The organism is Actinomadura nitritigenes, assembly GCF_017573545.1.
Lineage (GTDB): Bacteria > Actinomycetota > Actinomycetes > Streptosporangiales > Streptosporangiaceae > Spirillospora > Spirillospora nitritigenes.
On record NZ_JAGEOK010000028.1, the window covers coordinates 65,969 to 92,511 of the forward strand.

The following is a 26,543-nucleotide window of genomic DNA, read 5'->3' on the forward strand; positions in this document are numbered from 1 at the left end:
ACCCCTGTTGCCTCTGGAGGGAGCCGGTCAGCGCGTGACGGTGTAGTGCAGGTGCAGCACGCGGTCGCCCTGGACCACCGCGTCGGGATCCCCGAGCAGGACCGTCCCGGCGTGGCCGCCGAAGAAGCGCACCCCTTCCCCCAGGACCACCGGGACGACGTCCATCGCCACCTCGTCGACGAGCCCCGCCGAGAACGCCTGGCCGCCGACGTCGCCCGCGCACACACAGACGAGACCGTCCCCGGCGAGTTCCTTGGCGCGCGTGATGGCCGCCTCGACCGAGTCGGCCGTATGGAACGGCGCGTCGGGGAACCTCGCGCGCCACTCCTCGGGCAGCGGCCGGTGGGTGACGACGACGAGCTGCTCGCCGGCGGCCGGCACGCCCGACCAGCCGTCGGTGGTGTCGAACAGGTGCCGTCCGATCACCGTGACCTTGACGGCGTCCCAGAAGGGCTGGACGTAGTCCGCGGACGCGCGGCTGACGCTGAACTGCCAATCGTCGTTGGCGCGCACCACCACGTCACCGTTGCCGTACCAGTCGAACAGCGGCCCCACCGTGTCGTCGGGATAGGCGATGTAGCCGTCCACCGAAACCACGGCCTGCATGACAACCCTGGCCATTCCACCTGCTCCTCGGCTCATCCGCTGGAGATCGCGATCCGCACGCGACCTGGGCGTTCTCCCCTGACCGACGTTAGGCGGGCACCGATCGCCGCTCTTGTACAAAACGGCCATCCCCCGGCCGGAGCATCGGGAGGTAGGACGCGGCGTGATCGTGCCCGCTTCCGCACGCCGCGCCCGTCTGCGCGAGGAGCACGCCCGGCGTCACGCCGACGAGCCGGCGGCACTCGCGGCCGAGGTGCGCCTGGTCGGTGTAGCCCGTCTCGACCGCCCACCGCGCGAGGTCGACGTCCACCGCGTCCTGATCCACCGACGCCTGCACACGGGCGATGAAGCCCTGCAGCCGCAGGATGCGGTGCAGCTCCTTCACCCCGACGCCGACCGCGGCCCGGCATCGGCGCCGCAGCTGGCGCTCGGAGATGGACAGCAGCGCGGGCAGGGCCGCCGGCCTCCCGCCCCGCCACGGCATGAGGTGCCGGACGGCCTCGCCTACCAGCGGGTCGTCCGCACTGGCGGACCTCGCGGCGAACGACTGGAGATGGCCGAGCGCCACCTGCGGCGTCGCGGCGTCCCCGAGCAGATCCGTCAGGCGGCTCAGCCCGCGCCAGATGTCGGTACCCGCGATGTCCTGGTCGACCAGTTCGTCCGCAGGCATACCGGCAAGACCACTGAGCACACCCGGTCGCAGACGCACCCCCACGACCGTGCCCCCTGCCGGGATGTCATGGTAGGTCGCCGTGGTGAGGGGACCGAGCAGCCGCGGCGTCTCACCGAGGACGCACCGCAGCTCGGCACCGCCGTGCGGCACGATCCGCTGCGCAACCGGTTGGTCCCCGACCTGCTGGATCCATACCAACGACACCACCGCCGCGAGCGCCGGCGCCGGCGCCCGCTCCACGTACGACGATTCTCCGGCCACCCGGCCATCCTGCCGAAGAACCCGCCCCGTGCCGTCGAACTTCCGATGATCGACCGTCGCCCCGGGGCAAAGGCATGAGGTGGACACGCTCAGGCGGGGTCCCAGGTGTTTGACCAGGCCCGGCGTCTGCGATCCGCTGGACGTCGATGGCCGGGAGCAGGACGGCCTGACAGCAGGAGTGGACCATGAGCCGGCTGGCGAAGGTGTTCGAGGTCGAACCAGCGGGCCTCAACTGGCCGCGAGCGGTGGTGTTCCTGGACGTGGGCCTGGTGCCGCTGTTCGTCTTCTGGGCGATCGGCCATGAGCAGTACCTTCTCAGTACGCTGTTCGGCCTGCTGTTCAGCGTGCTGTGCGATCCGGGGGGCCGCTACCGGCGCCGCCTGTCGCACATCTGCGTCTTCGCGCTGATCGGTGCGGGCGTGACCGCTCTGGGGTTCGGACTCGGGGCGGCCCCTTGGGGCTGGCCGGTCCTCGCCGCCTTCGCGGTCACGCTGGCGGCCGGGCTGACGATCGCTTTCGGGGCGCACCGCTTCGTCACCGCCCTGCTTCTCAACATCTGGTTCATCGTCACCATCGGCGTGGGGTTCACCCTCCATCGGCACAGTCACATCAGCAGCCACACCTGGGCGCAGGTTCTCGCCTGGACCGGCGGGGCGGCGCTGTGGATCGCGGCGATGTCCATCTGGTGGCTGGTGCGCGGAGGCGACGCACCTCAGCCGTTCGCGGAGATCCCGGGCGACACCGCGCGGAAGAAGCTGACCCGACCGCTGGTCGCCTTCGCCCTGATCCGCGCGCTCGTCATCGCCGTGACCGTCGCGCTCGCGTTCGGACTGGACCTGCCCTACGGCTACTGGATCCCGATCGCGGCCATGACCGCGATGAAGCCGAACCTGGAGCAGGCGACGCTCGTGGCCGCGCAGCGCCTCACCGGCGCGCTGGTCGGCGCCGTCGCCGCCGCACTGCTCCTGCTGGTGCCCGCGAGCGAGCACGGACTCCGCCTGTTCGCGGTAGAACACGGACTCCAGATGGTGGCGCTCGTCCTGTTCGTGCACGGAGCGGGGATCCGCTTCTGGAGCTACACGTTCTACAGCGCGTGCATCGCCGCGGGAGTGCTCATCCTGGTGGACCTCCCGCGGCCCTCCCACTACTCGGCCGAAGGCTTCCGAGTGCTGTGGACGCTGTGCGGTGTGGGCATCAGCCTGCTCGTCATGCTCCTGGCCAAACGCAGCCCCACACGCACAGAGCCATAGCCCGGTACCGGGCATCGCGAGCGTGTTCGCGGCCGCACTCCACGACCTGCGGTTATCGGTCATCTGCCCGGGAATGAGACGGGTCGAGTGGCACTTGCCTCGCAGAACGCCAAGGAAAAACGAAAGTCTACGAGCGGCAAAGCGCGGGATATGAGTTACCCATCCCCGCGCCCTCAGTCGAAAGCCCCGGTCCTGAGCGGCACTGAGGACGGCCTCGCGCCCGAAACCTCCGACCAAGACAGGCCACACGCGGGCGTTCGAGCAGTGGAGGTGAAGATGAGTTCCGTCCGCAGGGAGTCCTGGGCGAAATCGGCGATGAAAGGACCACCCGAGTCCCCGCACGCAGGATGGGCCGGACGAGTGGGCGCCACCGTCGCCTGGCCGTTCAAGATGACGTCGAGCAGAATGCGCTCGGCCTGGCTGGCCGACCGCGTCGTCCGAAGCCCGATGACATGGTTCCGCTTCAAGCCCTTCTTTCTCACCGCCGCCGTCACGCTACTCGCGCTGTGCTACCTGCTCGCAATCATCTGGTCATTCTTGGTGATCATTTTCGACCAGAACGGCCTCTTTCTCAAGATTTGGAACATCACCCCGAATCTGAATGATATCTCCTTCTTCGCCTCCCTGGGCCTGAACACGGCGATCACGGTCGGCGGCGTGGCCCTGGCCACGGCCGCGTGGTTCGGCCGGCGATTTAACCGGGTTTACCGCTTCTACAAGAAGAAGGCCAGGCGCAACGCCAAGGAGCTGGTGCGCGCAGGAGAGATCATTAATCGGGTGGTAGGCCGCGATCGGCTCTGTGACGTCCTCATGGGCGATCTGCGCGACCCCGGCAACAGACGCCCGCATCTCATTATCGGCTCTATCGGAAGCGGGAAGACGGCGCTGTTGGTCAGGTTGGTGGAACGCTTGGCCAAGAAGGGGGCCGTGCCCATCGTCATCCAACTCCGGGATTGCCAGGACATAGAAGACCTGGACTTCTGCGAGTTGGCACAGGAAACGTTCTCCCGCGAGATCGACGAGATTCTTTTTCATAAAGACGAAGCAGACAGGGTCTGGCGCCGGTTGCGGCAGGTTCAGGACAGGGTGGTCGTCCTGGCCGATGGACTGGAGGAGGCGTTGAAGAACGACCCGGATCGGGACAACAAGATCCGGCGGGCGATAGCGAAGGCCGATGACGACCGCCTTCCCCTGGTCATCACCGCGCGCCCGCATGGTTCCCTGCATGCCGTGAGCGCGGCCCTCACCTACCTCGAACCGCTCAACGAGGAGGCGGCACTCCAATATGTCAGCGGCAGCAGCGACTGGCGATCCGACCCGAGGCGCCTGGACTGGGTGATCGAGGCCGCCAACGTGGCAGAGGCCCCCATATATTTGGAGATCGCAAGGGAACTCGAGGAGAAGAGCCTCCTGGCACAGGTGACGGAGGCTGGCGACGAACTGTCGGACCCTCACGACACGGACGAGTGGGCACTGCGCACCGACCTTCTGGACGCCTGGGTCGACGCCCTCATCGACGGTGAGATATACGACGAGATAACGCTGACGCCGGAAAGCCGCGCCATGGTCATCGAGAATCTGTCGGCTCTCGCGTGCATCGGGCTCAGGAGCAACAACGCGATCGTGCCGCTGCACACCGATGCGGACTCAGACGAGGACAAACCGCAAGAAGCGACGGAGCGGCCGAGATCGTCGTACGCCGCCCAGGCCGGGGACGCCATCCTCGACGGCTCGGACCCGTACCTGCGCATCGAACCGATCATGAAAAGTCGACGTAGAAAGATCGTCTCGTTCGACAAAAGAGAAGGTGACAGCCTCGAGGGCGAGGATAGCTGGCAAATTAGACAGGGCCACGTGGACATGCAGGCACTCCAGATGAATGAGGGGCTCGCCGTCGCATGGGGCGCCCGGATGGGATTGGTAGAAAATCTGGGCAATCGCGTCCGGTTTCACCACACGGTGATGCAGGCCTTCCTGGGCTCACGCTTCCTGGAAGCGTTCATCGAAGAGGACGGCGTGCACCCGACACAGCTCAACAGCGACTTCTTCGATTCCGCCCTGCAGAACCCGGGACGCGAGCTGATCATGGCCCTGATCTTCTATTCACGCTCCCACACACTCGAGTGTAAATGTGACGATGAAACCAACCCGATCTGCCCGATCGCCGCAATGAGGGATCGACTGATGGAAGCGGCGAATGATCTTTTGAAGGGCACGGAAGAGACGTTCCGAGATGCTATGGGGTTGGGTGAGGCCGCAGGCGGTCGAGCTGTGCCGAAGGCGGCTCGGCGCGAGGGTGGAGCAGAGGTGGTGACGTACACCACAACGCTCAAGGTCGACCGCACGGGTCAATGGCCTCTCCACCGGACCGCCGTCGATCAACTCCAGAGGATCAAACCGGCCGCGGGAGGCGATGGTGCCGGCCCCGACCGCCCTCCGCTGTCCTTCAGTGGCCAGCACGACCAGCGGGTGAAGGCGCTGGAGATGTACGCCGCCGCGCTCGACATCGACAGCTTCGACGAATGGTCCCAGCACAGGAAATGCGCCGAGCACATCAATGAAAAATGGCGTCTTGTTGGAAGGGAGTCTGAACCCGAGCAGGAGCTCGACGCCGCCAAAATGGCGCTCATCGAGAGGATGGGAGCGTCCGCCAGGCTCGCGGACAGGCATCGGACATGGCTGAAAAGCCACAACAAATACGCAACCGCCTACGACCTGATGCTGGAGATGGGAGCCGATGATCGTGCACGGGCCGTGCGTCTTGCAATCGCCCAGGAGATAGGCCGGGGCGGCAATGCGGCCTACACTGATCTCACCCCGAGGCCACTCGACTCTGACGGCGACCAGGAGTCGCAGTCTCTACTGTCTCCAACGGCTGACTTCCGGGAGTCCGAATATAATTTTACACCCCCACCCGGCGAGGGTAGGGCGAAACCTGACAAAAGAAGCGTCTCGAGGGTTCCGCCACCACCCTGGGGTGAGCGGGTGCACCGAAAGTTGGAGAGGGATGAGTTCCGGGAGAATCGACGCTGGGAAGTGTACCGAGCACGCAATGAGCAAAAAGAGAGGGAGGTCAGCATCAATCGCCGGGTGATGGTCGCCTGGATTCTGCCCATGTTGGTACTCCACTCCGACATGATGGATCACAACGACTCCCCGCAGCGATATCTCACCGAGTGGGTGAGACGCGCCGTTCATAAGGAGAAAGATCCGGCAGGGGAGGAAGATGAACTGCCCATCCAACGGCTACAGTTGGCCCTTGCGCAAGGATTCAAACAGGCGGCCAACAACCGGCCGCGACGGGGTCATTCCACAGCGGCGCGTACTTTTCTCCGTGAGCGGACGCTCGAGTTGCTTCGGGGCACCCACTTCTGGTTCGCGCGAATGACGCTGCTGCAGGCGCTGACGCTGTGGGATCTGCGGAGCGATCCGCTCCAGGAGCAACCGATGCGCGGCCGCGGCTCCCAGCCCTCCAAGCAGGTGAAGAGCTGGCTTGAGGAGCGTATCGGGCCATACGGCGACGTCGGGCGGGAAGCCGAACGGCACCCCCTGGTCCTCGAGGCCGGAAGGCTCGCCCGCAGAACGCTCCAATCCGGGCGACCCGACCTGTTCATGTGGATGGACGAAGTCGATGTCGTCTCACGAATCGGTTCGACGAACCCGTCCCTCAACGAGCCCCGCATCCACAACCGGTGGATCGCGCCTTCGGCGGGATGGAGCACGCTGGACGCCCGGTCGCTCCAACTGCTCGCTGACGTCCTGGTGATGACGGTCCTTACCCAGGACCGTGGAGATGATTCGAATTGCGAAGCGCTGCTGCGGCAGGCGGACAGGTACGGCGAGCCCTTTCTCCCGGTGTGCCTGGCCAAGGATCGCGCCCCGCTTTCACCTCAGCGGACGGTCGCTCTGAAGCAATCCCAGCATGCCGGCGACAACTGCGCGGACGGGTGTCCGTTCAGGCTGTGCCCGTACCCGCCGAAGGGGCCGGAATGCCGTGTGGAACTGAGCGAGCTGTTCTGCAGTTACCAGCGCAGTCTGCTGAACAGGTGGCAGCCCGCGGCATGGCTGCACTTCCGGTTCCGCCGTAGAGGCCGCTGGCAGCGAAGGGTGTCGATCACCGAGTTGCGCTTCTTCTGGAGCGAGATGCGGCAACGCGCCCGCGACCAGGCTTGAGCAATCCGTCAAGGCGCCTGTGCGGCATGGTCCGCAGCGGCTCGGAGAACGCCTCGATCCGCGCCGTCGAGGACCTGCGCACCTACGGGGCGCTCAGGCGCGCCTGGAGCCGAAACGGATGGAGACGTTCAGGCCGCCCTCGGCGCGTACGGTGGCGGTGAGAGTGGCGCTGTGGGCTTGGGCGACGGCGTCGACGATGGCAAGCCCGAGGCCGTAGCCGTCGCGGCGCCCGTGGCGATCAGGCGCAAGCCTCTGGAAAGGTTGCAGGAGGCGCTGGACCTGGTCGCCGGGGATGACCGGCCCGCTGTTGGTGACTTCGAGGACCACCTGCGCGCCGGAGGTCCGCGTCGTGATCTCCAGGTGGCCGCCTGCGTGGTTGTGGCGGATGGCGTTGTCGACGAGGTTGGCGACGAGGCTTTCGATCAGTTTCGGGTCCCCGGCCGTCACCGCGGGCGTCAGGTGCTCGACGATGTCGATGCCTCTCTCCGTTGCCTGGTCGCGGCGGATGGCGAGCACTTCTTCGACGACGTGGGCGAGGTCGAAGCGATCCCAGCGGGCGACGCCGCGCTCGCTGGTGGCCAGGGCGAGCAGTGCTTGGACGAGCCGCTCCTGGTGTTCGCCGAGGGCGAGGGCCTCCTGGCAGGCCGAGCGCAGGGTGCCGGAGTCGGTATCGGGGGCGGCGAGGGCGACTTCGAGGAGGGTGCGCTGGCCGGTCAGGGGGGTGCGCAGTTCGTGGGAGGCGTTGGCGACGAAGCGGCGGTGGGCGTCGAAGGAGGCTTGGAGGCGGGCGAACAGGTCGTCGAGGGTGCGGCCGAGTTCGGTCAGCTCGTCCGTCGGCTCACCGAGGTCGAGGCGCCGGTGGAGGTCACCGGCGGAGATGATCCTGGCGGTGGCGGTGATGGTGCGCAGCGGGTGCAGGAACCGGCCGGCGACGAACCAGCCGAGGGCCAGGGCGACGGGAACCAAGATGATCAAGGCGACGGCGGAACCCGTGAGGAGCTGGGACAGGCCGATCCCGCGCCCGGCTCCGGTGGTCACGCCCGACGAGGGCCGGCCTTTGGGTGTGGCCCCGTCGACGCTGACGAGCGGGACGAGCACGAGGACGAGGACGAAGACCCCGGCGGCGTAGATTCCCGCCGCGTACGCGAGCGCGAGCCGCGTCTGCAGGGACCTTCTGGCGAGCTGCTGGGAGGTCATGGCGATCCGATGCGGTAGCCGCCTTCGCGGATGGTCTCGATCACGGGCGGCTCGCCGAGCTTGGCCCGCAGCCGGTGCATGGTGTGCTTGACGGCGCTGCTGAAGGGGTCGGCGGCCTCGTCCCAGACGCGTTCGAGCAGTTCCTCAGCGGAGATGACCAGGCCGGGCGCGGCGAGCAGGCACTCGAGCAGGGCGAACTCCTTGGGGCTCAGCTCGAGGCGCCGGCCGGCCCGGAACGCGGTGCGGCGGGCCGGATCGAGAGTGATGTCCCCGCTTTCCAGGGTGGGCGGGAGCGGCGGTGCGGCCCGGCGGCCCAGAGCGCGGACGCGGGCGACCAGTTCGGCGAACGCGAACGGTTTGGGCAGGTAGTCGTCGGCGCCGAGGCCGAGCCCGTCGACGCGGTCCTCGATCGTGCCGGAGGCGGTGAGCATCAGGACGCGGGTCTCGCAGCGGGCGCGGGCGAGGCGCCGGCAGATCTCGTCCCCGTGGACGCCGGGCAGGTCCCGGTCGAGGATCACCACGTCGTAGCGGGTGACGGCCAGGCGGTCGAGGGCGGCGGTTCCGTCGAGGACGACGTCGACGGCCATGCCCTCGTGGCGCAGTCCGGTTCCGATGGAACGGGCGAGGACCTCGAAGTCCTCGACGACGAGGATCCTCACTGCCGCGCACCGCCGGCCGTCGTGCCCGCTGGGCGGCTGCCGGGTCGAGGGGTCATGCTCCGACGATGCCAGATCCCCGGTCTCAGCCCGGTCGCAGCCGCTGCGACCGGGCTGGAACCCGGTGCCGCGTACAACCGTCGGCATGATCGCATCACGAACCGTAAGCGCGCCGCGATGAGCGCCCAGGGGATCGTCGTCGCCGGACTGCGCAAGAGGTACGGGCGGGCCCTTGCTCTCGACGGCATGTCCTTCGCCGTCCGTCCGGGTGCGGTGACCGGATTGATCGGGCCGAACGGGGCCGGGAAGTCCACCACGATGCGGGTGATCCTCGGCCTGGATTCGGTCGATGAGGGCACCGCGCTCATCGACGGGAGGCCGTACCGCGGACTTCGGCATCCGCTGAAGCATGTCGGTTCGCTGCTGGACGCGGGGGCGCTGCACGCCGGCCGCAGCGGACGCGACCACCTGCTGTGGCTGGCGCACTCGCAGGGCCTGGACGCGCGGCGGGTGACGCAGGTGATCGAGCAGGTCGGGCTGGCCTCGGCCGCCCGGCGCAGGGCCGGAGGCTACTCGCTGGGGATGCGGCAGCGGCTCGGGATCGCCGCGGCCCTGCTGGGCGACCCGCCGATCATCATGCTCGACGAGCCGTTCAACGGCATGGATCCCGACGGCATCGTCTGGATGCGCGGCTTCCTGCGGTCACTGGCCGCTCAGGGCCGCGCCGTGCTGGTCTCCAGCCACCTGATGAGCGAAGTGCAGGACACGGCCGATCACCTCGTCGTGGTCGGGCGCGGGAAGGCCATCGCCGACGCCGCCGTGGCCGACCTGATCGCAGCCGCCTCCGGTGACCGGGTGGTCGTTCGGACCACGGCCGGGGCGCACGCGACGAGGGTCCTCGCGCATGCCGGTGCGACCGTTGCGGCCACCGGACGCGACACCGTCACCGTCTCGGGGTTGCCCGCGGATCGGATCGTGACGCTGCTCAGCCAGGGCGCGGTGCCGTTCTCCGAGGTGTCGGCCCACCGAGCCACCCTTGAGGACGTCTACCTGGACCTCACCCGCGAGGCCGTCGAGTTCCGTGCCACGTCCACGGAGGTGACACGGTGACTCCTGCCGTGACGTCTCCTCGTCCCGGCCGGCGCGTCGGACGGGACGGTTTCCTCCAGGTGCTGCACGCGGAATGGACCAAGTTCCGAACCGTCCGCAGCCGGCTGATCGGCATGGTGGCCGCGGCACTGCTGTTGCTGCTGTTCGCCGTGCTCACCGGGGTCAGCAGCGATCAGAAGGGTTCGCCGCCCGTTCCGATCGGGCCGGGCGGCGAGCCGGTGACCGACAGCTTCTACTTCGTGCACCAGCCGCTTTCCGGAGACGGCGGCATCACCGTCTCGGTCTCCGCGCTCGAAAGCAGCATTCCCCAGGGCCCCGGGGATCTGCGGCACGGCACCGTGCCGTGGGCGAAGGCCGGCCTCGTCATCAAGCAGAGCACTCACCAGGGATCGCCCTACGCGGCGATCATGGTCACCGGCGGCCACGGTGTTCGCATGCAGGACGCCTACGTCAACGACAGGGCCGGCCCGCCCGGCCCCGTCTCCGCCGAGTCCCCCCGCCGGCTCCGGCTGGACCGTTCGGGCGACACGATCACCGGCTATGCCTCCACCGACGGTGCGCACTGGACCAGGGTGGGCACCGCGCGGGTGAGCGGGCTCGGACCGACCGCGCAAGTCGGGCTGTTCGTCGCGTCCCCGCCCGCCGTGCAAGGCATGGGGACGGCCGGCAGCGTGTCGACGGCCGTCTTCGGGGACCTTCGCTTCCGCGGAGGCTGGGCTGGCGGCAGGTGGACCGGCGACCAGGTGGGGCCCGAATCCCCCAGCTTCGCCGGCTACCCGGAGAACACGTCGGGTTCGGTCACGGGATCTGACGGACGGCTCGCGGTGACCGGCGCCGGCGACATGGCACCCGCCGACCGGGAGACCCTGCCGACCGGCGGCACCCTTCGGGACCTCCTCACCGGCACGTTCGCCGCACTGATCGCGGTGATCGTCGTGGGGGCGCTGTTCATCACCACGGAATACCGGAACAAGATGATCCGCCTCACCCTGGCCGCGAGCCCGGGGCGGAGCCGGGTGCTGGCCGCCAAGGCGATCGTGTTGTGGGTCGCCACCTTCGTCACCGGGCTGCTCGGGACGGTCGTCGCGGCTCCGCTCGGTGAGCGGCTCGCCCGCCACAACGGCGTCTACATCTTCCCGGTGCCGCTCTCAACGGAACTGCGGGTGGCGTTCGAGACCGCGGCGCTGCTCGCGACCGCCTCGGTCCTGGCCCTCTCGGTCGGCGCGATCGTCCGGCACGGCGCCGGCGCGGTCACTGCCGTCATCCTGGCCATCGTGCTGCCCTACATCCTGACCGCCATCCCGTTCATGCCCGCGAGCGCGGCGAACTGGCTGACCCGGGTGACACCGGCGGCGGCCTTCGCCGTCCAGCAGACGCTCGTGGAGTACCACCAGGTGGCAGGCCACTACACGCCCTACAACGGCTATTACCCGCTGGCGCCGTGGGCCGGGTTCGCCGTCCTGGCCGCTTACGCGGTCGCGAGCCTGGTCGCGGCCGCCGTCCTGCTCGGCAGGAGGGACGCATGAAGCTCGCGCTGCGCGCGGAATGGACGAAGATGCGGACCGTCGCCGCCCCGCTGTGGCTGCTGCTCGGCACCGTCGCGGCGACGGTGGCCCTCAGCGCCGGCGCGACGTCGGTGGCGAACTGCACGGCCGGCGGCTGCGGCGGTGACACGACCAGGCTGACCCTCACGGGCGTCTACCTCGGCCAGGCGCCGGTCGCCGTCCTGGCGGTCCTGATCATCAGCGGGGAGTACGGCTCCGGCACGATCCGCGCGACCCTGACGGCGGTGCCGAGGCGGATGACGGTCCTGGCGGCCAAGGCCGTCGCTCTCACCGGCGCCGTGGCCGTCGGCGGGACCGTCGCCGTCCTCGGGGCGGTGCTCGCCGGGCGGCTCGTCCTGCCCGACCTCGCCGACCGGGCCCTGTCACCGTCCAGCGGCCCGACGCTGCGCGCGGTCGTCGGGACGGTCCTCTACCTGATCCTGATCGGCCTTCTCAGCCTCGGCGTCGCGACCGCGGTCCGGGACTCCGCCACCGGCATCGGCGCCGTCCTCGGCCTGCTCTACATCGTCCCGATCGTCTCCCAGACCGTCAGCGACCCCGGCTGGCAGCGGCTGCTGGAGAAGATCGCGCCGATGAGCTCCGGACTCGCCATCCAGGCCACCACCGATCTCGGAAGCCTGCCCATCAGCCCCTGGGCCGGGCTCGGCGTGACCGCCGCGTGGGCCGCCGCGGCGCTCGTGGTCGGCGGTCTGCTGCTGCGCACGCGCGACGCCTAGAGCCGCGGCACGTGCAGGGACCAAGCGCGGGGGTTCCATCCAGCCTGATCAGGCCGGGGCCCGGGAGCCACATCCTGGTGGGGCTTCTCCGACGCCGCTGGCGAACACAGCGGGCGGCTGGGCGTCGATCGGCCACGGCGCGGCCGTTGACCCGGGCGTCCAGCCTGATCAGCGCCTTTCGGCCGTGGTCCAGTGCCACAAGCGCGGTGCTCTCCGACACCGCCTGCGCGGCCCGCGTGTAGGCGTCCAGGGCGGCTCTACTCCTTGAGCACAGCGTCGCCCGGTTCCCTGCCGGCGGGGCCGACACCGAGGAGGAAGGGAGGCGACATCAAGATCGTGTGAACTGCCACGCGCCGATTATGCGGGGAAACCCGCGCTCATGACCGGCCGGCCCGCCGAACGCCTCCGCCCGTACGTCCGGCGCCGCACACCCACGGCACCGAACGCTCTACGAGCAGGCGATGCGGGCGGGCATTCAACTGCCGAGGGTGCGCTTTTGCGGGTGGATCGTCTCGCCGCGGGCGAGCATGTCAACGAACTGGGTGATACGGCGGGCTCGGGTCTCGGCGCGTTTGGCGTTCGTGATCCGATAAAGAACGGCGTAGCGGTTCTGGGAGGTGAGAATGTCGAACATCGCTTGTGCCCGGGAATTCGCGGCCAATGCGGCGGACAGGTCGGCCGGCACCTCGATGCCGGCCTGTCCCGCGTAGGCCGCCTCCCAGCGGCCGTCGGCCTTGGCGCGTTCGACCTCGGCCATCCCGGCGGGATGCATCCGGCCCTCGCCGATCAGACGGGTGACGATGGAAATGTTCCGCGCCGACCAGGGACTCTGCCTTCCGCGAGGGGTGAAGCGCCGGCAGAAGGTGCTCTCATCCCGCCGCCGCAGCCGACCATCGATCCAGCCGTGGCACAGGGCTTCGTCGAGCGCCTGGTCATAGGTCAGGCTGGTGGGCCGGGTCGTGTTCTGCTTGGCGAGGACCAGCCACACTCCTGCCGAGCCGTCGTGGTGCTCGCCGAGCCACTCCCGCCAGGCCCGGGCATCGGTAACGGTCAGTTCCGGTAGTTCGTCGCTCATCGTCACGTGCCCCTGATGATCACCAATTGGGGTCGCCCGGGATCTCGCCGCATACGCGCACCGGACGCGTCATTACAGATCGTCAGCGCCTTCACCAGGTCTTGCCGGCCGGCTCCCGGATCGTGTGGTTGATCCGGTTGAAGAAGTTGGTGAGCGCGATGTTCAGGATGATCGCGGACATCTGCTTCTCGTCGAAGTAGGTGGTCGCAGCGTCCCAGATCTCATCGGTCACGCCCGGCGCGCCGTCCTGGATCCGGGTGGCCGCCTCGGCCAGCGCGAGCGCCGCCCGCTCCTCCTCGGTGAAGAACGGGGTCTCGCGCCAGGTGACCACGCTGTGCAGCCGCTCGTCGGTCTCTCCGTGCTTCTTCGCCGTCTGGACGCCGGCGAACACGCACGGGCTGCAGCCGTTGATCTGGCTGGCCCGCAGATGGACCAGCTCGAGCACGAGCGGGTCGACGCCACCGGCGTGAATCGCCTTGTGGAGATGCTGGATCGCAGTGATCAGGTCGGGACTCGCCACGCTCTTCATGCGTGCTTCCATGGGCCCTGCTCCTCGTCGGTCACGTGCGTCCACCCAGGCCCGTCATCTAACGCGCCCTGGCGGAGGCCATCGTCGTCATGGACTTCTCGGCCGGGGGTTCTCGGTCGTGCCGGCGACGCTACGGGATGACCCGGTCAGAAACGGTCCTGGTCATCGAGCAGACTGTTGCCCGTGCTCAACACCTCAGCGCGGCTGCTGCGGCTGCTGTCCCTGCTGTCGGTGCGGCGGTCCTGGACGTGCGCTGATCTGGCCGCCCAGCTCGAGATCACCGAACGGACGGTTCGCCGTGACATCGCCCGGCTACGTGAACTCGGCTACGGCATCGAATCGGAGATGGGCCCATGGGGCGGTTACCACCTCGGGCCCGGAACCAGCATTCCGCCGCTGATCCTCGACGAGGAGGAGGCCCTCGCGGTCGCCGTCGGGCTGCGCACCGCCGCCTTCAGCGGAGTCTCCGGCAGCGACCAGGCGGCCCTGTCGGCGCTGCTGAAACTACGCCAGGTCCTGCCGGCCAGGATCGCCGACCGGCTTGGCGAGCTGGACGCCGCGTTCACCCACACCGCACGACCCGACGACGACCAGATCTCCCCCGCGCTGCTGCTCGACCTGGCCACCGCGTGCCGACGAGGCGAACGCACCGAGTTGACCTACCGCGACCGGGAGGGAACGACGTCCACCCGCCGAGTGGACCCCTACCGGCTCATCTACACGGGCCGCCGCTGGTACCTCCTCGCCTACGACCTGACGCGGCAGGACTGGCGCACCTTCCGTACCGATCGCATCATCGACGCCGCAGCCACCGGGCAGGCCGCCGCCCTGCCCGACCCGCCGGATCCGGCACAGATGGTCAGCACGGGCATCGCGCTGATGCCCTACCCGGTGCGGGTGACCATCCGCCTGGCCGTACCGGCCGATGAGGCCCGCAGGCTGGTGCCGCCGACGGTCGGCGTCCACCACCCGGACGGCGACGACGCCACGATCATCGACATCGGCGGGCCGGACGCCGACGGCCTGGCCCGCTACCTGCTCAGCCTCGGCCGACCACTCCGGATACTGCACCCAGAAGAGGTCCGCCAGGCATTCCTCACCCGCACACAACAGCTCCTCAAGGACAACCAGTAACGAAACCGCTCGCCGAAAGCGGGAGAACTGATCGGCCACACCAAATACCGACCGCACCACCATCGAAGCTTGATGCGAGCCTGCCCGGGCGCGTGCGGGCCATGCGAGCACGGCAGGTGGCGCGTGGTCAGGTGCTGGTCGCCGGGCCGCGCCATCTGGTGCCGGGAGGTCGTGATGACAACGATTAAGGGCCCGACCGGAGTATGCTCCGATCAGGCCCTTGACCTGCGAATCCTGGGTGGAGCTGAGGGGATTTGAACCCCTGACCCCCTCGATGCGAACGAGGTGCGCTACCGGACTGCGCTACAGCCCCGAGGACTCTGTAAGGTTAGCGCACTTCGAGGGGTGCTCGCGCACGGCCGCGTCATTCGCCCACGGCGCGGCGGTCGTCGGCGTACTGGTCGAAGACCTCCTCCGGCGTCACCAGTTCGATGACCTCGGCGGGTTCGGTCTCCTGCTCGGCGCGGCGGGCCTCGATCGCGCGGGCGCGGGCGGCGGCGCGGGCCTCGGCGGCGGCGCGGCGGCGGGCTGCGTCCATGCCGACGGCGACGCGCAGCAGGGTGAGGTGGCCGGCCAGCAGCAGGGTCGGCGGCAGCGTGGCCCACCACGGCAGCAGGCCGGACGCGACGAGAGCCACCGCGGTGACGGCGAGGGCCGCGAGGCCCGACGTGCGGCGGCGGCGCCGCGCGATGACGGCGGCGCGGGTCACCGGGCGGCGGGGCCGCGGGGCCTCCTCGGGCTCGTCGGCCTCCTGCGGCTCCTCCTCGGCGGTCCGGGGCGCCTCGGCGGCCTCCTCGTCGCCGTCGAGTTCGTCGGCGCGCTTGTGGAGGAGCCGGGTGATGCCGGCGTTCTCGGTGTCGCGGCGCAGCCACATGGGTACCAGGACGATGGCCCAGACCGCGACTATGGCGAGGTAGAGGACGGCGCTGCTCACGCGGTCACCGCCTCGGGCCGTCCCAGGGCACGCGGAATCGGCGGGCCGACTTTCGGCGCGCGGGCGTGCAATGGGAGCAGGGTCACGCCCCGCACGGTACGAGCCGGTGTCAGAGGTTGACGAGCATAAGGGGCGGTGTGTCGCGAGATCGATGCCGCCGTTACTCTCCGTTTGCCGAGTCTTCTCGATCGCAGGATTCTTACGCGGCGAAAGTCACTCCGGACTCAAGTGCGCCGGGGAAATGCCTGTTTGCGTTCGGCCAGCCAGCGGGCCCGCAGGCCACCGGGGACGTCCTCGACGGTCAGGGCGTAGCAGATGTGGTCGCGCCAGGCGCCGTCGATGTGCAGATGGCGGCGGCGAATTCCTTCTTCCCGGAATCCGAGCTTTTCGACCACGCGCCGGCTGGCGGCGTTCTCGGGGCGGATATTCGCTTCGAGCCGGTGCAGGCCGACGGTGAAGAAACAGTGGTCGACGGCGAGGGCGACCGCGGTCGGAATGACGCCGCGTCCGGCGACCTGCTTGTCGACCCAGTAGCCGATCTGCGCGGAGCGGGCCGAGCCCCAGACGATCGCGCCGATGGTGAGCTGGCCGGCGAAGCGGTCCTCGTAGGTGACGACCCAGGGCAGGGCGAGGCCCTGGCGGGCTTCGCGGCGCATGGTGTGCACCATGCTGACATAGGGGCCGAGGCCGCTGCGGAACAGCGGCGTCTCGGGGTTGGTGGGCTCCCAGGGGCGCAGCCAGTCGGCGTTGCGGACCCGCAGCTCGCGCCAGGTGGCGGCGTCGCGGTGCCGCAGCGGTCGCAGCCCGACGGGTCCCTCGGTGAGGGTGACCGGCCATCCCCGCAATCGTTCCACGGTTCCATGATTCCCTGGTAGGACCTGCGAACGCCATCCATTGTGGCCCTGAAAATCGTCCGGGGGCGCGCGGGTCACACCCAGCGGCCGGCCTTCATGACGCGGTGGACGGACATGTCGTCGTTCAGGACCACAAGGTCGGCGTCCTTTCCGGGTTCCAGGGAGCCGACACGCGAGTCGATGCCCAGCGCGCGCGCCGGGATGAGGGACGCCGCTACGGCGGCCTCTTCGATGGGCAGGCCGAGGACGGCGACGGCGCGGCGGAACGCGTCCGCCATCGTGATCGTGCTTCCGGCGATGGACGTCCCTCCGGCGAGGGTGGCGCGGCCGTCGCGGACGCGGACGTCCATGACGCCGAGCCGGTAGTCGCCGTCGCCCATGCCGGCGGCGGCCATCGCGTCGGTGATGAGCGCGACCCGGCCGGGGGCGGCGCGGAACGCCAGCCGGCCGACGGCGCCCTCGACGTGCACGCCGTCGTTGATCAGTTCCGCGGTGACGCGGGGGTCGTTGAGGGCGGCGGCGACCGGGCCGCCCTCGCGGTGGTGCAGCGGGCGCATGGCGTTGAACAGGTGGGTCGCGACGGTGGCGCCGGCGTCGAAGGCGGCGCGGGCGGTCGCGCCGGGCGCGTCGGTGTGCCCGACGGCCGCGAGCACGCCGACGTCCACGGCGTCCCGGACGAGGTCGAGCGCGCCGGGGAGCTCGGGCGCCAGGGTGATCATCCGGAGGCGGCCGCGGCCGAGGCGGACGAGGCGGGCGAACTCGGCGCGGTCGGGGTGGCGCAGGAGATCGGGGTCGTGGGCGCCGCAGCGGTCCCGGGCGAGGTAGGGGCCTTCGAGGTGGACGCCGGCGATGATGCCGTCGGCGGCGAGGTCGGCGAGGCCCGTCACCGCGTCGGCGAGCTCGTCGGGCGTGCCGGTGACGAGGCTCGCGACCGTCGTGGTCGTCCCGTGGGCGAGGTGGAAACGGGCGGCCCTTTCGGCCTCTTCGGGACGTCCGGTCTGGTAGGACGCGCCCGCGCCGCCGTGGACGTGCATGTCCACGAAGCCGGGGACGACGTACCGGCCGCCGAGGTCGACGGTCTCGCCGGGGCCGGCCGGCGGCGCGGCGAGGCGGTCGCCGTCGACGTGCAGCGTCCCGGTCGCGACGCCTCCGGGCAGGACGATCCGGGCGTTCGTGAGGTTCGTCATCGGACGTCCAGGATGACCGAGCGGGTGAGGTTCCGTGGACGGTCGGGATCGTCCCCGCGCGCGCGGGCGATCTCGACGGCCAGCCGCTGCGCCCGGACGAGGTCGGCGAGCGGGTCCAGCGAGGTCGTGACCATCGTGCCGCCGGCGCCCGCGACCTGGTCGGCGAGGCCCTCCGGCGGTTCGCCGAACATCCAGGCGACGCGGCCGGGCCCGGCGATCGCGATCGGGCCGTGCCGGTACTCCATCGCGGGGTACGACTCGGCCCACGCGCCCGCCGCCTCGCGCATCTTGAGGGCCGCCTCGTGCGCGAGGCCGATCGTCCAGCCGCGGCCGAGGAAGGTGAACTGGTCCGCGGCGACGGCCGCGGCGGGCAGCGGCTCGGCGGCGGCCCGCTCGGCGTCGGTGATCACTCCGGAGACGTCCTCGCCGAGGTGGGCGCGGAGCAGGACGAGCTGCGTGGTGGCGTAGCGGGTCTGCACCACCGAGCGCTCGTCGGCGTAGTCGAGGACGATGATCTCGTCGGCCGCGTTCATCACCGGCGTCGCGGCGTCGGCGGTGATCGCGACGGTCGGGGTCGTGCCGCGCACGCGTGCCAGCGCGTCCAGGACCTCGGTGGTCGTGCCGGACCTGGTCAGCGCCAGCAGCCGGTCGTAGCGGCGGCCGTCCGGGAACTCGGACGCGGCGAACGCGTCGGTCTCGCCGTGTCCGGCCGACTCGCGGAGCGCCGCGTACGCCTGCGCGACGAACCAGGACGTCCCGCAGCCGATCACCGCGACCCGCTCGCCGCGGCGGGGCAGCACCGGCGCGAGGTCCGCGGCCGTCGCGGCGGCCCGCCGCCAGCGGTCGGGCTGGGACGCGATCTCGGCCTCGGTGTGCCCGCCGCCGCGCTCCGCCATGGACCTCTCCCTCTGCAGCCGTCTGCGTGTTCTTGCTTGTTCAATACCAAGTCTGAGCAGAAAAGACCATAGTGGTGCATCGCTAGAATCCGGTCCGGAGCCGTCCCGCAGGGCCGCCCGCGTACCGGAAAGGGGCCGAGGGCGGCTCCCCGGCGATCACGATCGTGACGAACGCGCTGAACATCGGCACCGAGCTCGCCGTCCGCCCGCACGTGAAGATCGTGCTGACCGGCGGCGTGCCCCGTCCGCAGTCCTACGAGCTGACCGGCCCGCTGGCCACCGGGATCTTCGATCACGTGACGCTGGACGTGGCGGTCCTCGGCGTCAACGGGGTCGCCGTCGAGCACGGCGCGACCTGCCACAACGAGGGCGAGGCGGACGTCGACCGGCTGATGGCCGAGCGCGCCGACCAGGTGGTCGTGGTCGCGGACGGCTCGAAGGTGGGGCGCCGCGCGTTCGCCCGGATCTGCGACACGAGCCGGATCGACGTGCTGGTCACCGACGGCGCCGTCGGGGACGCCGACGTCGCCGCCTTCACCGAGGCCGGCGTCCGGGTCGTCCAGGTCTAGTCCGAGCAGTCCGCGTCCGGACCGTCCCGCCCGCGGGCTATCCGCCGGCGGGGCGGGGGTGGTCGCCGCCGCCGATCTGGTCGACGGCGTGCGCCAGGACGCGGCCGAGGACGGCCATGCCGTCGCGCACGCCGCCGGTCGAGCCGGGCAGGTTGACGATCAGCGTCCGCCCGGCGAGCCCGGCGAGGCCGCGGGACAGGATCGCGGCGGGCACCTTGTCGCGGCCCTCCAGCCGGATCGCCTCGGCGATCCCGGGGACCTCCCGCTCGATGACGAGCCGGGTCATCTCGGGCGTCCGGTCGGTCGGGGTGAGGCCGGTGCCGCCGGACGTCACGACGACGTCGTAGCCCTGCGCGACGGCGTCCCGCAGCACCCCGGCGACCGGCTCGCCGTCCGGCACGACGACGGGGCCGTCCACCTGGCAGCCGAGGTCCTCCAGCAGTTCGACCAGCACCGGGCCGGACTTGTCCGCGTAGACCCCGGCGGCGGCGCGGTTGGACACGGTGACCGCCATCGCCCGGATCATCGGCGCCACACGCCGGTCTTGCCGCCGGTCTTCTCCTCGACCCGCACGTCGGTGATCACGGCGGCCGGGTCGACCGCCTTGACCATGTCGACCAGGGCGAGCGCGGCGACGGAGACGGAGGTGAGCGCCTCCATCTCCACGCCGGTGCGGTCGGCGGTGCGCGTCACGGCCCGGATCGCCACGCCCTCGTCGCGGATCTCCAGCTCGACGGTGACGCCGTGCAGGGCGATCGGGTGGCAGAGCGGGACCAGGTCGGGAACGCGCTTGGCCCCCATGATCCCGGCGATGCGGGCGACCGACAGCGCGTCGCCCTTCGGCATGTCCCCGGCGCGCAGCAGCCCGACGCATTCGGCGGAAAGCCGGACGAACCCGGTCGCGGTGGCGGTCCGGGCCGACACGTCCTTGGCGGACACGTCGACCATGCGGGCCGCGCCCTTGTCGTCCAGATGCGAGAACTCGGTGCCTGTGGCACTCATGGCAACCTCATGACGTCGACGTGCGAACCGGCGGGCAGGGCCTCGGTGTCCTCCGGCAGCGCGATCAGCGCGTTCGCCATGGCGAGCGAGCCGAGCTGGTGGGAGCCCTGCGTCTCCGCCGGGGTGACGGTGTAGTGGCCGCGGTTGGACGACAGCCGGCCGCGCACGAAGTGCCGCAGCCCGGCGGGCGACTTGATGTCCTCGGCCAGGACGGCGCTCACGGTGGGCATCGGTTCGGGCGGCAGTCCCTGCATGGCGCGCAAGGCGGGACGTACGAAAACCTGGAACGAGACGTACGCGCTAACGGGATTCCCCGGCAGCGTGAAGACGGGCGTGCCTTCCAGCAGGCCGAACCCCTGCGGCTTGCCCGGGCGCATGCGCACCTTGTGGAACCGCACGGTGTCGGTGCCGGACAGCACCTCCTTCACCACGTCTCTGGTGCCCATGGACACGCCGCCCGACGTGATGATGGCGTCGGCACGGACGAGCTGGTCCTCCAGCATCTCCATGACCTTGGCGGGCTCGTCATGGACGGTCGCCTGGCGGAAGCCCATCCCGCCCGCCTCCACGACGGCGGCGGTGAGCATGTAGCTGTTGGACTCCCAGATCTGCCCGGGAGCGAGCGGCGTGCCGGGTTCCTGGAGCTCGTCCCCTGTGGAGACGACGACGACGCGCGGTTTCGGTCTTACGACGACGTGGGAGCGCCCTACCGCCGCGACCATGCCGATCTGCGTCGCGCCGAGCCGCGTCCCGGCCTCGACGACGGTCTGGCCCGCGAGGACGTCCTCGCCGGACCGCCGGATGTAGTTCCCCGCCGGTGCGGGACGGCTGATGCGGACGGTCGCGGCGCCGCCGTCCGTCCACTCGACCGGGATGACCGCGTCGGCTCCGGCGGGCAGCGGGGCGCCCGTCATGATGCGGGCGGTCAGCCCCGTCCGGATCGCGGAGACGCCCTGATCGCCGGCCACGATGTCGCCGACCACGGGCAGCACGACCGGTTCCGCCTCGGTGGCCCCCGCGATGTCCGCCGCGACGACGGCGTAGCCGTCCATCGCGGAGTTGTCGAACGGCGGCAGCGGGACCGGCGCGGTGACGGGCTCGGCGAGCACCGTCCCCTGCGCCTCCAGCAGCGCGAGGTCGAGCGGCGGCAGCGCCGCGACGCTGCCGAGGATCTCCGTCAGGTGCTCATCGACCGTTCTCATGCCCACGGTCCCAGTGTGACGGGTCGTCACGCGTCGCCGGAGCCGCCCACGCCGTCCGCGGCGTCATGGGCCTGGACGAACTCGCGCAGCCACGGGATGAACTCGGGCGCCAGATCGGGGCGTTCCGCGGCGAACTGCACCACCGTGCGCAGGTACTCCAGCTTGTTGCCGGTGTCGTAGCGGCGGCCGCGGAACTTCACGCCGTACACGCCGCCGCCGTTCTCGGCCGGCATGTCGGCGAGGGTGCGCAGCGCGTCGGTCAGCTGGATCTCGCCGCCGCGGCCGGGCGGGGTCTTCTCCAGCACGTCGAACACCGCGGGGTCGCAGACGTACCGGCCGATGATGATCCAGTTGCTCGGCGCCTCCTCGGGCGCGGGCTTCTCGACCAGGTCGGAGATGCGCACGACGTCGTCCTCGCCGGTCGCCTCGATGGCCGCGCAGCCGTAGGCGGACACCTGGTCGGGCTCGACCTCCATCAGCGCCACGACGCTGCCGCCGTACTGGCCGCGGACCTCGATCATCCGCTGCAGGAGCTTGTCGCGCGCGTCGATCATGTCGTCGCCGAGCAGCACCGCGAAGGGCTCGTGGCCGACGTGCTGGCGGGCGCAGTGCACCGCGTGGCCGAGCCCGCGCGGCTCGCCCTGCCGGACGTAGTGCATGATCGCGAGGTCGGCGGACTCGCGGATGGCCGCGAGGCGCTCGCTGTCGCCCTTGGCGTTGAGCGCCTCCTCCAGCTCGTAGGCGCGGTCGAAGTGGTCCTCGATGGACCGCTTGCTGCGCCCGGTGATCATGAGCACGTCGCTGAGGCCGGCGTCGACGGCCTCTTCGACGACGTACTGGATCGCCGGTTTGTCGACGACGGGAAGCATTTCCTTGGGCGTCGCCTTGGTGGCGGGCAAGAATCGGGTACCGAGGCCCGCCGCCGGGACGACGGCCTTGAGCACGGGTGCAATGTCGACCATGAAAAGACCCTAGCCATCCGCGAGGACAACAGCGTGCACGACATCGTTTCGAAGACCGACCTCCGCACCGGAATGCTGGAAAGGCGTGCGATCATGACTCCTGAGGAGCGCGCCACGGCGGGCCGGTCGCTGCGCGACGCGCTGCTGTCCGTGCCCGAGATCGAGATGGCGGGGACGATCGCCGCCTACGTCTCCATCGGCACCGAACCGGACACCGGAAGCCTGCTGTTCGCGCTGTGGAAGCGCGGCGCGTACGTGCTCCTCCCCCGCCTGCTGCCGGACGGCGACCTCGACTGGGCGTCCTACGAGGGCCCCGACTCGCTCACGCCGGGCCCGCGCGGATGCCCGGAGCCGACCGAGCCGCCGCGCGGCACGGGAGCCGTGGCCAGCGCGGACGTGGTCCTGGCACCGGCGGTCGCGATCGACCGGACGGGCATGCGGCTGGGCCGCGGGGGCGGGTCGTACGACCGGGCGCTCGCCCGGGTGGGGCCCGCGATCCTGACCGTCGGGCTGGTGTACGACTCCGAACTGGTGGACGAGCTTCCCGCGGAGCCGCACGACCAGCGGGTGCGGGCCGCGGCGACGCCGTCCGGGGGCCTGGTGCGGTTCGGCTGAGGCACCGGCCGTCGTCCGGACGGCGGCGAAGGCGCGGGCGGCGTCCGGAAGGGCGCGTCCGGCGGCGCCCAGCAAGCGGACGACCGGCGTCGTGCGGGCGGCCGACCGGCGTCCCGTGGGCGGCCGCCGGGTGGCATAGGTGTGGCCTGGCAGTTAGCAGTACCTGGCCCTGTGGCCAGTACCGGACGGGCGCATAGGGTGAGAACTGCAAGATCGCGGATCGGGGACCGCGGTCGGACGCGAGGCTCACCGGGAGGTTCCAGATGACGGCGCCGTGGCGGATCCTTTCCCTCCCCCCGCTCGGGGAGGACATCGTGCGGGGCCTGTTCGGATCGTTCGGCGACACCGTGGAGGTGGCGTTCCCGCAGACCAGGGACCGCGCCGGGCTCCTCGCGGCGCTCCCGGACGCCGAACTGGTCATCGGCGACTTCAGCGCCCAACTGAGACTCGACGCCGAGGCGGTCGCCGCCGCGCCGCACCTGGCGTTCGTGCAGATGCCCGCGGTGGGGACCGACAGCATCGACGGCGCCGCGCTGGCGGAGGCCGGCGTGCCTCTGGCCAACACCGCGGGCGCCAACGCGCGCGGGGTGGCCGAGTGGGCGGTCGGCGCCGCCTTCGCCCTGTGCCGCCACTTCGTCTGGGGCGACCGGCATGTGCGCGCGGGCGAATGGCCGCAGGCGGAGCTTCTCGCCCGGGGCACCCGGGAGGTCCATGCGCAGCGCGTGGGAGTCGTCGGCTACGGGGCCATCGGCGCGGAAGCGGCGCGGCTGTTCCAGGCCCTCGGCTGTGAGGTCTCCTACTGGACGAGGCGTCCGCGTGCTTCGGCACCGGTCACCTACAGGGAGCTCGACGATCTGCTCGCCACGTCCGACATCGTGGTGCTCGCCCTTCCGCTCACCGACGAGACGCGCGGACTCATAGGGCCGGAACGTCTCGCGCTGCTCCCCGACAAGGCGCTGCTGGTGAACGTGGCGCGCGGGGGCATAGCGCCCGACGATGCCGTCCTCGCCGCACTGGAGTCAGGACGGCTCGCAGGGGCCGCTCTGGACGTCTTCGACGAGGAGCCGCCTCCGGTCGACCATCCCCTGCGCACGCACGAGAACGTCCTGCTGTCCCCGCATGCGGCGGGAGGGACGACGGAGTCGCAACGGAACATCGTGACGATGCTGCTCGACAACGTCACCAGGGCCGTCCAGGGACACGCGGTGCAGAACGTTGTGAACGGGGTGGATCCCCAGGTCAGAAGGAGATAACGGACGTTCTAGGCATTCCGTTCATCAACCGCAAGTATGCATTTGACACACGATTCTGTAGTATTGCTAAAAGTTCAACTTTGACGACCCCGAAGGGTGGGATGTGCATCTCGACATCTGGCTACTCCTCGGGGCCGTGCTCGTACTCACCGCCATCGTCGCGGTCCGGCTGTCGCACCAGGCCGGCCTGCCGACCCTCCTGGCGTACATGGGCCTCGGCCTTCTCATCGGCGAGTCCGGTCCCCTCCACATCAACTTCGACAACGCCGAGCTGGCCGAGACGCTCGGCCTCGGCGCGCTCGTCCTGATCCTCGCCGAGGGCGGTCTCACCACCAGCTGGCGGCACGTGCGGCCGTCCGTGCCCGTCGCGCTCAGCGTGTCCACCATCGGCACCCTGATCAGCATCGTCGTGGTGGCGCTCGCCGCCATGTGGCTGATCGGGATGGACTGGCGCCCGGCGTTCCTGCTGGCCGCCGTGCTCGCCCCCACCGACGCCGCGGCCGTGTTCTCGGTGCTGCGCCGGCTGCCCCTGCCCTCCCGGCTGACCGGCCTGCTCGAAGCCGAGTCCGGCTTCAACGACGCACCCGTCGTGATCATCGTGGCGACGCTCAGCGTCAAGCACGGCGGCGTCCCCAACCTCGCCGAGCTCGCCGGTGTGATGGTGTACGAGCTGGTCGCCGGCGGCGTGCTCGGGTTCGCGATCGGCTGGCTCGGCGCGCAGGCGCTGCGCCGCGTCGCCCTGCCCGCATCCGGTCTGTACCCCATCGCCGTACTGTCACTGTCCATCGGCTCCTACGGCGCCGCCACGCTGCTGCACGCGAGCGGCTTCCTGGCCGTCTACGTCAGCGCGCTGGTGCTCGGCAACGCGCGCCTGCCGCACCGTCCGGCCACGAGGGGCTTCGCCGAAGGCATCGGCTGGCTCTCCCAGATCGGCCTGTTCGTGATGCTGGGCCTGCTGGCCTCGCCGGGCGCGCTCCCCGGCCAGATCGTCCCGGCGCTCGTCATCGGGTTCGTCCTGCTGCTCGTCGCGCGCCCGGTGTCGGTCGTCCTCTCCTCGATCGGGTTCAAGCTGTCGTGGGGCGAGAAGGTGTTCGCCTCATGGGCGGGGCTCCGCGGCGCCGTCCCGATCGTGCTGGCCACCATCCCGATGGTGAAGGACGTGCCGGACGCCGACCGGCTCTTCTCCATCGTCTTCAACATCGTCGTGGTGTTCACGCTCTTGCAGGGGCCCACGCTGCCCCTGGTCGCACGCTGGTGCCGCCTCGAGAGCGACGAGCAGACGCGCGAACTGGACGTGGAGGCCGCACCCCTGGAGGAGCTCCATGCGGACCTGCTCGAAGTCCGCATCCCGCCGGACTCCCTCTTGAGCGGGGTGGAGATCTTCGAGCTGCGGTTGCCCGCCGGAGCGTCCATTACCCTCGTCGTACGGGACGGGGAGAGCTTCGTACCGGAACCCACCACGCCCTTGGAAAGCGGCGACACGCTGCTGGTCGTGACCACCGAGGCCGTACGCGAGAGCACGGAACGCAGGCTGCGCGCCATCAGCCGCCGCGGGAAGCTGGCCGGCTGGTTCGGCGAGACCGGCGCATGAGCGTTCCGCTGCAGGGGCACCGGGGCCCGACCCGGCTCGGGCCTCGGGGCGGCTGGGAACAGACCCGCGGCGAATCGTGTTCCACGGGTGGGTACCATTAGCAGTCATCTAGAGTGAGTGCCAGTCCGGGACGGCGCCGGACTGAGTCAGCGAGGAGGAACCGTGCCGACGTATCAGTACGTTTGCACCGAGTGCGGCGAGCCTCTGGAGGTCGTGCAGAAGTTCAGCGACGACGCGCTGACCGAATGCCCGGCATGCAGCGGAAAGCTCCGCAAGGTCTTCTCCGCCGCGGGGATCATCTTCAAGGGGTCGGGCTTCTACCGCACCGACAGCCGCGGCTCCGGCAAGTCGTCCTCCACCGTGGGGAGCTCGTCCAACGGCTCGAACGGCTCGTCGTCGAGCGGTGACTCCGGCAAGTCCGACTCGGCGTCCTCGTCGAGCTCGTCGAGCGACTCGTCGTCGTCCTCGTCTTCCACCTCTTCGCCGAAGTCGTCTTCGTCCGAGAAGGTGGCCTGACCCAGGGGTCGCGCCCG

At 70.2% G+C, this 26,543-nt stretch carries 25 protein-coding genes and 1 tRNA gene; 11 read left to right on the plus strand and 15 right to left on the minus strand.

Features of this window, described 5'->3' with window-relative positions; genetic code table 11:
* Positions 1–27 precede the first annotated feature (27 nt).
* Positions 28–621 carry a dihydrofolate reductase family protein gene (locus J4557_RS35395; RefSeq protein ID WP_208271148.1) on the minus strand — a complete coding sequence of 198 codons (594 nt, stop codon included), beginning with the start codon at positions 619–621 and terminating at the stop codon, positions 28–30.
* 73 nt (positions 622–694) lie between these two features.
* Positions 695–1,540, minus strand: coding sequence for a helix-turn-helix domain-containing protein (locus J4557_RS51855; protein WP_208271149.1), 846 nt, complete (start codon positions 1,538–1,540; stop codon positions 695–697).
* A 185-nt stretch (positions 1,541–1,725) separates the two neighbouring features.
* Between J4557_RS51855 and J4557_RS35405 the strand changes: the two genes are divergently transcribed.
* Positions 1,726–2,790, plus strand: a complete 1,065-nt coding sequence (locus tag J4557_RS35405; protein WP_208271150.1) for an FUSC family protein — start codon at positions 1,726–1,728, stop codon at positions 2,788–2,790.
* Positions 2,791–3,150: 360 nt separating this feature from the next.
* On the plus strand, positions 3,151–6,963 hold the full coding sequence (locus tag J4557_RS35410) for an NACHT domain-containing protein (protein ID WP_208271151.1): 3,813 nt from the start codon (positions 3,151–3,153) through the stop codon (positions 6,961–6,963).
* Positions 6,964–7,056: 93 nt separating this feature from the next.
* Here J4557_RS35410 and J4557_RS35415 read toward each other — a convergent pair whose 3' ends face one another.
* Both J4557_RS35415 and J4557_RS35420 read right to left on the minus strand, forming a co-directional pair.
* Complete coding sequence (locus J4557_RS35415; protein WP_208271152.1) at positions 7,057–8,160, minus strand: sensor histidine kinase; 1,104 nt, start codon at positions 8,158–8,160, stop codon at positions 7,057–7,059.
* The gene (locus tag J4557_RS35420) at positions 8,157–8,819 is read right to left on the minus strand and encodes a response regulator transcription factor (protein ID WP_208271153.1); all 663 of its coding nucleotides are present in this window, start codon (positions 8,817–8,819) and stop codon (positions 8,157–8,159) included. Before J4557_RS35420 ends, J4557_RS35415 begins: the two co-directional genes overlap by 4 nt.
* A gap of 174 nt (positions 8,820–8,993) precedes the next feature.
* On the opposite strand from J4557_RS35420, the gene J4557_RS35425 reads away from it, so the two are divergent.
* Genes J4557_RS35425 through J4557_RS35435 form a run of 3 tightly spaced genes read left to right on the plus strand, consistent with a single transcriptional unit; the run spans position 8,994 to position 12,207 of the window.
* Positions 8,994–9,926: an ATP-binding cassette domain-containing protein gene (locus J4557_RS35425; protein ID WP_208271154.1), complete on the plus strand. Its 933-nt coding sequence runs from the start codon at positions 8,994–8,996 to the stop codon at positions 9,924–9,926.
* A complete protein-coding gene (locus J4557_RS35430; protein ID WP_307800397.1) occupies positions 9,923–11,452 on the plus strand; it encodes an ABC transporter permease subunit in 1,530 nt (509 codons plus the stop codon). The genes J4557_RS35425 and J4557_RS35430 overlap by 4 nt, the downstream gene beginning before the upstream one ends.
* Positions 11,449–12,207: an ABC transporter permease subunit gene (locus tag J4557_RS35435; RefSeq protein WP_208271155.1), complete on the plus strand. Its 759-nt coding sequence runs from the start codon at positions 11,449–11,451 to the stop codon at positions 12,205–12,207. Before J4557_RS35430 ends, J4557_RS35435 begins: the two co-directional genes overlap by 4 nt.
* Before the next feature lie 475 nt (positions 12,208–12,682).
* Here the strand turns inward: J4557_RS35435 and J4557_RS35440 are convergent, their stop codons facing one another.
* A complete protein-coding gene (locus J4557_RS35440) occupies positions 12,683–13,282 on the minus strand; it encodes a YdeI/OmpD-associated family protein (RefSeq protein ID WP_208271156.1) in 600 nt (199 codons plus the stop codon).
* Positions 13,283–13,373: 91 nt separating this feature from the next.
* Positions 13,374–13,823, minus strand: a complete 450-nt coding sequence (locus J4557_RS35445) for a carboxymuconolactone decarboxylase family protein (RefSeq protein WP_208271157.1) — start codon at positions 13,821–13,823, stop codon at positions 13,374–13,376.
* Between the two features lie 171 nt (positions 13,824–13,994).
* Between J4557_RS35445 and J4557_RS35450 the strand changes: the two genes are divergently transcribed.
* Positions 13,995–14,945 carry a helix-turn-helix transcriptional regulator gene (locus J4557_RS35450; RefSeq protein WP_208271158.1) on the plus strand — a complete coding sequence of 317 codons (951 nt, stop codon included), beginning with the start codon at positions 13,995–13,997 and terminating at the stop codon, positions 14,943–14,945.
* Positions 14,946–15,184: 239 nt separating this feature from the next.
* Here the strand turns inward: J4557_RS35450 and J4557_RS35455 are convergent.
* From J4557_RS35455 to J4557_RS35475, 5 genes are all read right to left on the minus strand, one after another.
* Positions 15,185–15,258, minus strand: a tRNA-Ala gene (locus J4557_RS35455).
* Positions 15,259–15,309: 51 nt separating this feature from the next.
* Positions 15,310–15,879 carry a divisome protein SepX/GlpR gene (gene sepX / locus J4557_RS35460; RefSeq protein WP_208271159.1) on the minus strand — a complete coding sequence of 190 codons (570 nt, stop codon included), beginning with the start codon at positions 15,877–15,879 and terminating at the stop codon, positions 15,310–15,312.
* A gap of 224 nt (positions 15,880–16,103) precedes the next feature.
* Positions 16,104–16,733, minus strand: a complete 630-nt coding sequence (locus J4557_RS35465) for a GNAT family N-acetyltransferase (protein ID WP_173096515.1) — start codon at positions 16,731–16,733, stop codon at positions 16,104–16,106.
* Between the two features lie 74 nt (positions 16,734–16,807).
* Positions 16,808–17,920 (minus strand): N-acetylglucosamine-6-phosphate deacetylase, encoded by a 1,113-nt coding sequence (gene nagA, locus J4557_RS35470; RefSeq protein ID WP_208271160.1) that lies wholly within the window; start codon positions 17,918–17,920, stop codon positions 16,808–16,810.
* Positions 17,917–18,816, minus strand: a complete 900-nt coding sequence (locus J4557_RS35475) for an SIS domain-containing protein (RefSeq protein WP_208271161.1) — start codon at positions 18,814–18,816, stop codon at positions 17,917–17,919. Before J4557_RS35475 ends, nagA begins: the two co-directional genes overlap by 4 nt.
* A 164-nt stretch (positions 18,817–18,980) precedes the next feature.
* Here J4557_RS35475 and J4557_RS35480 point away from each other — a divergent pair, with 164 nt between their 5' ends.
* Positions 18,981–19,385 (plus strand): DeoR/GlpR family DNA-binding transcription regulator, encoded by a 405-nt coding sequence (locus J4557_RS35480; RefSeq protein WP_307800398.1) that lies wholly within the window; start codon positions 18,981–18,983, stop codon positions 19,383–19,385.
* Between the two features lie 37 nt (positions 19,386–19,422).
* On the opposite strand, the gene J4557_RS35485 is transcribed toward J4557_RS35480, so the two are convergent.
* Genes J4557_RS35485 through galU form a run of 4 tightly spaced genes read right to left on the minus strand, consistent with a single transcriptional unit; the run spans position 19,423 to position 22,551 of the window.
* Complete coding sequence (locus J4557_RS35485; protein WP_208271215.1) at positions 19,423–19,911, minus strand: MogA/MoaB family molybdenum cofactor biosynthesis protein; 489 nt, start codon at positions 19,909–19,911, stop codon at positions 19,423–19,425.
* A complete protein-coding gene (gene moaC, locus J4557_RS35490; RefSeq protein ID WP_208271162.1) occupies positions 19,908–20,387 on the minus strand; it encodes a cyclic pyranopterin monophosphate synthase MoaC in 480 nt (159 codons plus the stop codon). Before moaC ends, J4557_RS35485 begins: the two co-directional genes overlap by 4 nt.
* Positions 20,384–21,589: a molybdotransferase-like divisome protein Glp gene (glp, locus tag J4557_RS35495; protein ID WP_208271163.1), complete on the minus strand. Its 1,206-nt coding sequence runs from the start codon at positions 21,587–21,589 to the stop codon at positions 20,384–20,386. Before glp ends, moaC begins: the two co-directional genes overlap by 4 nt.
* Positions 21,590–21,615: 26 nt before the next feature.
* On the minus strand, positions 21,616–22,551 hold the full coding sequence (gene galU, locus J4557_RS35500) for a UTP--glucose-1-phosphate uridylyltransferase GalU (protein ID WP_208271164.1): 936 nt from the start codon (positions 22,549–22,551) through the stop codon (positions 21,616–21,618).
* 33 nt (positions 22,552–22,584) lie between these two features.
* Between galU and J4557_RS35505 the strand changes: the two genes are divergently transcribed.
* The 4 genes from J4557_RS35505 to J4557_RS35520 all read left to right on the plus strand — a co-directional run bounded on the left by J4557_RS35505 (position 22,585) and on the right by J4557_RS35520 (position 26,526).
* Complete coding sequence (locus J4557_RS35505) at positions 22,585–23,166, plus strand: 5-formyltetrahydrofolate cyclo-ligase (protein ID WP_208271165.1); 582 nt, start codon at positions 22,585–22,587, stop codon at positions 23,164–23,166.
* A gap of 263 nt (positions 23,167–23,429) precedes the next feature.
* On the plus strand, positions 23,430–24,419 hold the full coding sequence (locus J4557_RS35510; protein WP_208271166.1) for an NAD(P)-dependent oxidoreductase: 990 nt from the start codon (positions 23,430–23,432) through the stop codon (positions 24,417–24,419).
* Positions 24,420–24,522: 103 nt separating this feature from the next.
* Positions 24,523–26,010 (plus strand): potassium/proton antiporter, encoded by a 1,488-nt coding sequence (locus J4557_RS35515; protein WP_208271167.1) that lies wholly within the window; start codon positions 24,523–24,525, stop codon positions 26,008–26,010.
* Positions 26,011–26,172: 162 nt separating this feature from the next.
* On the plus strand, positions 26,173–26,526 hold the full coding sequence (locus J4557_RS35520; RefSeq protein WP_208271168.1) for an FmdB family zinc ribbon protein: 354 nt from the start codon (positions 26,173–26,175) through the stop codon (positions 26,524–26,526).
* Positions 26,527–26,543 lie beyond the last annotated feature (17 nt).

Coding starts and splice junctions, on each gene's coding strand:
- J4557_RS35395 (WP_208271148.1), bottom strand. CDS start 621: ATGGCCAGGGTTGTCATGCAGGCCGTGGTTTCGGTGGACGGCTACATC.
- J4557_RS35405 (WP_208271150.1), top strand. CDS start 1,726: ATGAGCCGGCTGGCGAAGGTGTTCGAGGTCGAACCAGCGGGCCTCAAC.
- J4557_RS35415 (WP_208271152.1), bottom strand. CDS start 8,160: ATGACCTCCCAGCAGCTCGCCAGAAGGTCCCTGCAGACGCGGCTCGCG.
- J4557_RS35425 (WP_208271154.1), top strand. CDS start 8,994: ATGAGCGCCCAGGGGATCGTCGTCGCCGGACTGCGCAAGAGGTACGGG.
- J4557_RS35435 (WP_208271155.1), top strand. CDS start 11,449: ATGAAGCTCGCGCTGCGCGCGGAATGGACGAAGATGCGGACCGTCGCC.
- J4557_RS35440 (WP_208271156.1), bottom strand. CDS start 13,282: ATGAGCGACGAACTACCGGAACTGACCGTTACCGATGCCCGGGCCTGG.
- J4557_RS35445 (WP_208271157.1), bottom strand. CDS start 13,823: ATGGAAGCACGCATGAAGAGCGTGGCGAGTCCCGACCTGATCACTGCG.
- nagA (WP_208271160.1), bottom strand. CDS start 17,920: ATGACGAACCTCACGAACGCCCGGATCGTCCTGCCCGGAGGCGTCGCG.
- J4557_RS35475 (WP_208271161.1), bottom strand. CDS start 18,816: ATGGCGGAGCGCGGCGGCGGGCACACCGAGGCCGAGATCGCGTCCCAG.
- J4557_RS35485 (WP_208271215.1), bottom strand. CDS start 19,911: ATGATCCGGGCGATGGCGGTCACCGTGTCCAACCGCGCCGCCGCCGGG.
- moaC (WP_208271162.1), bottom strand. CDS start 20,387: ATGAGTGCCACAGGCACCGAGTTCTCGCATCTGGACGACAAGGGCGCG.
- glp (WP_208271163.1), bottom strand. CDS start 21,589: ATGAGAACGGTCGATGAGCACCTGACGGAGATCCTCGGCAGCGTCGCG.
- galU (WP_208271164.1), bottom strand. CDS start 22,551: ATGGTCGACATTGCACCCGTGCTCAAGGCCGTCGTCCCGGCGGCGGGC.
- J4557_RS35510 (WP_208271166.1), top strand. CDS start 23,430: ATGACGGCGCCGTGGCGGATCCTTTCCCTCCCCCCGCTCGGGGAGGAC.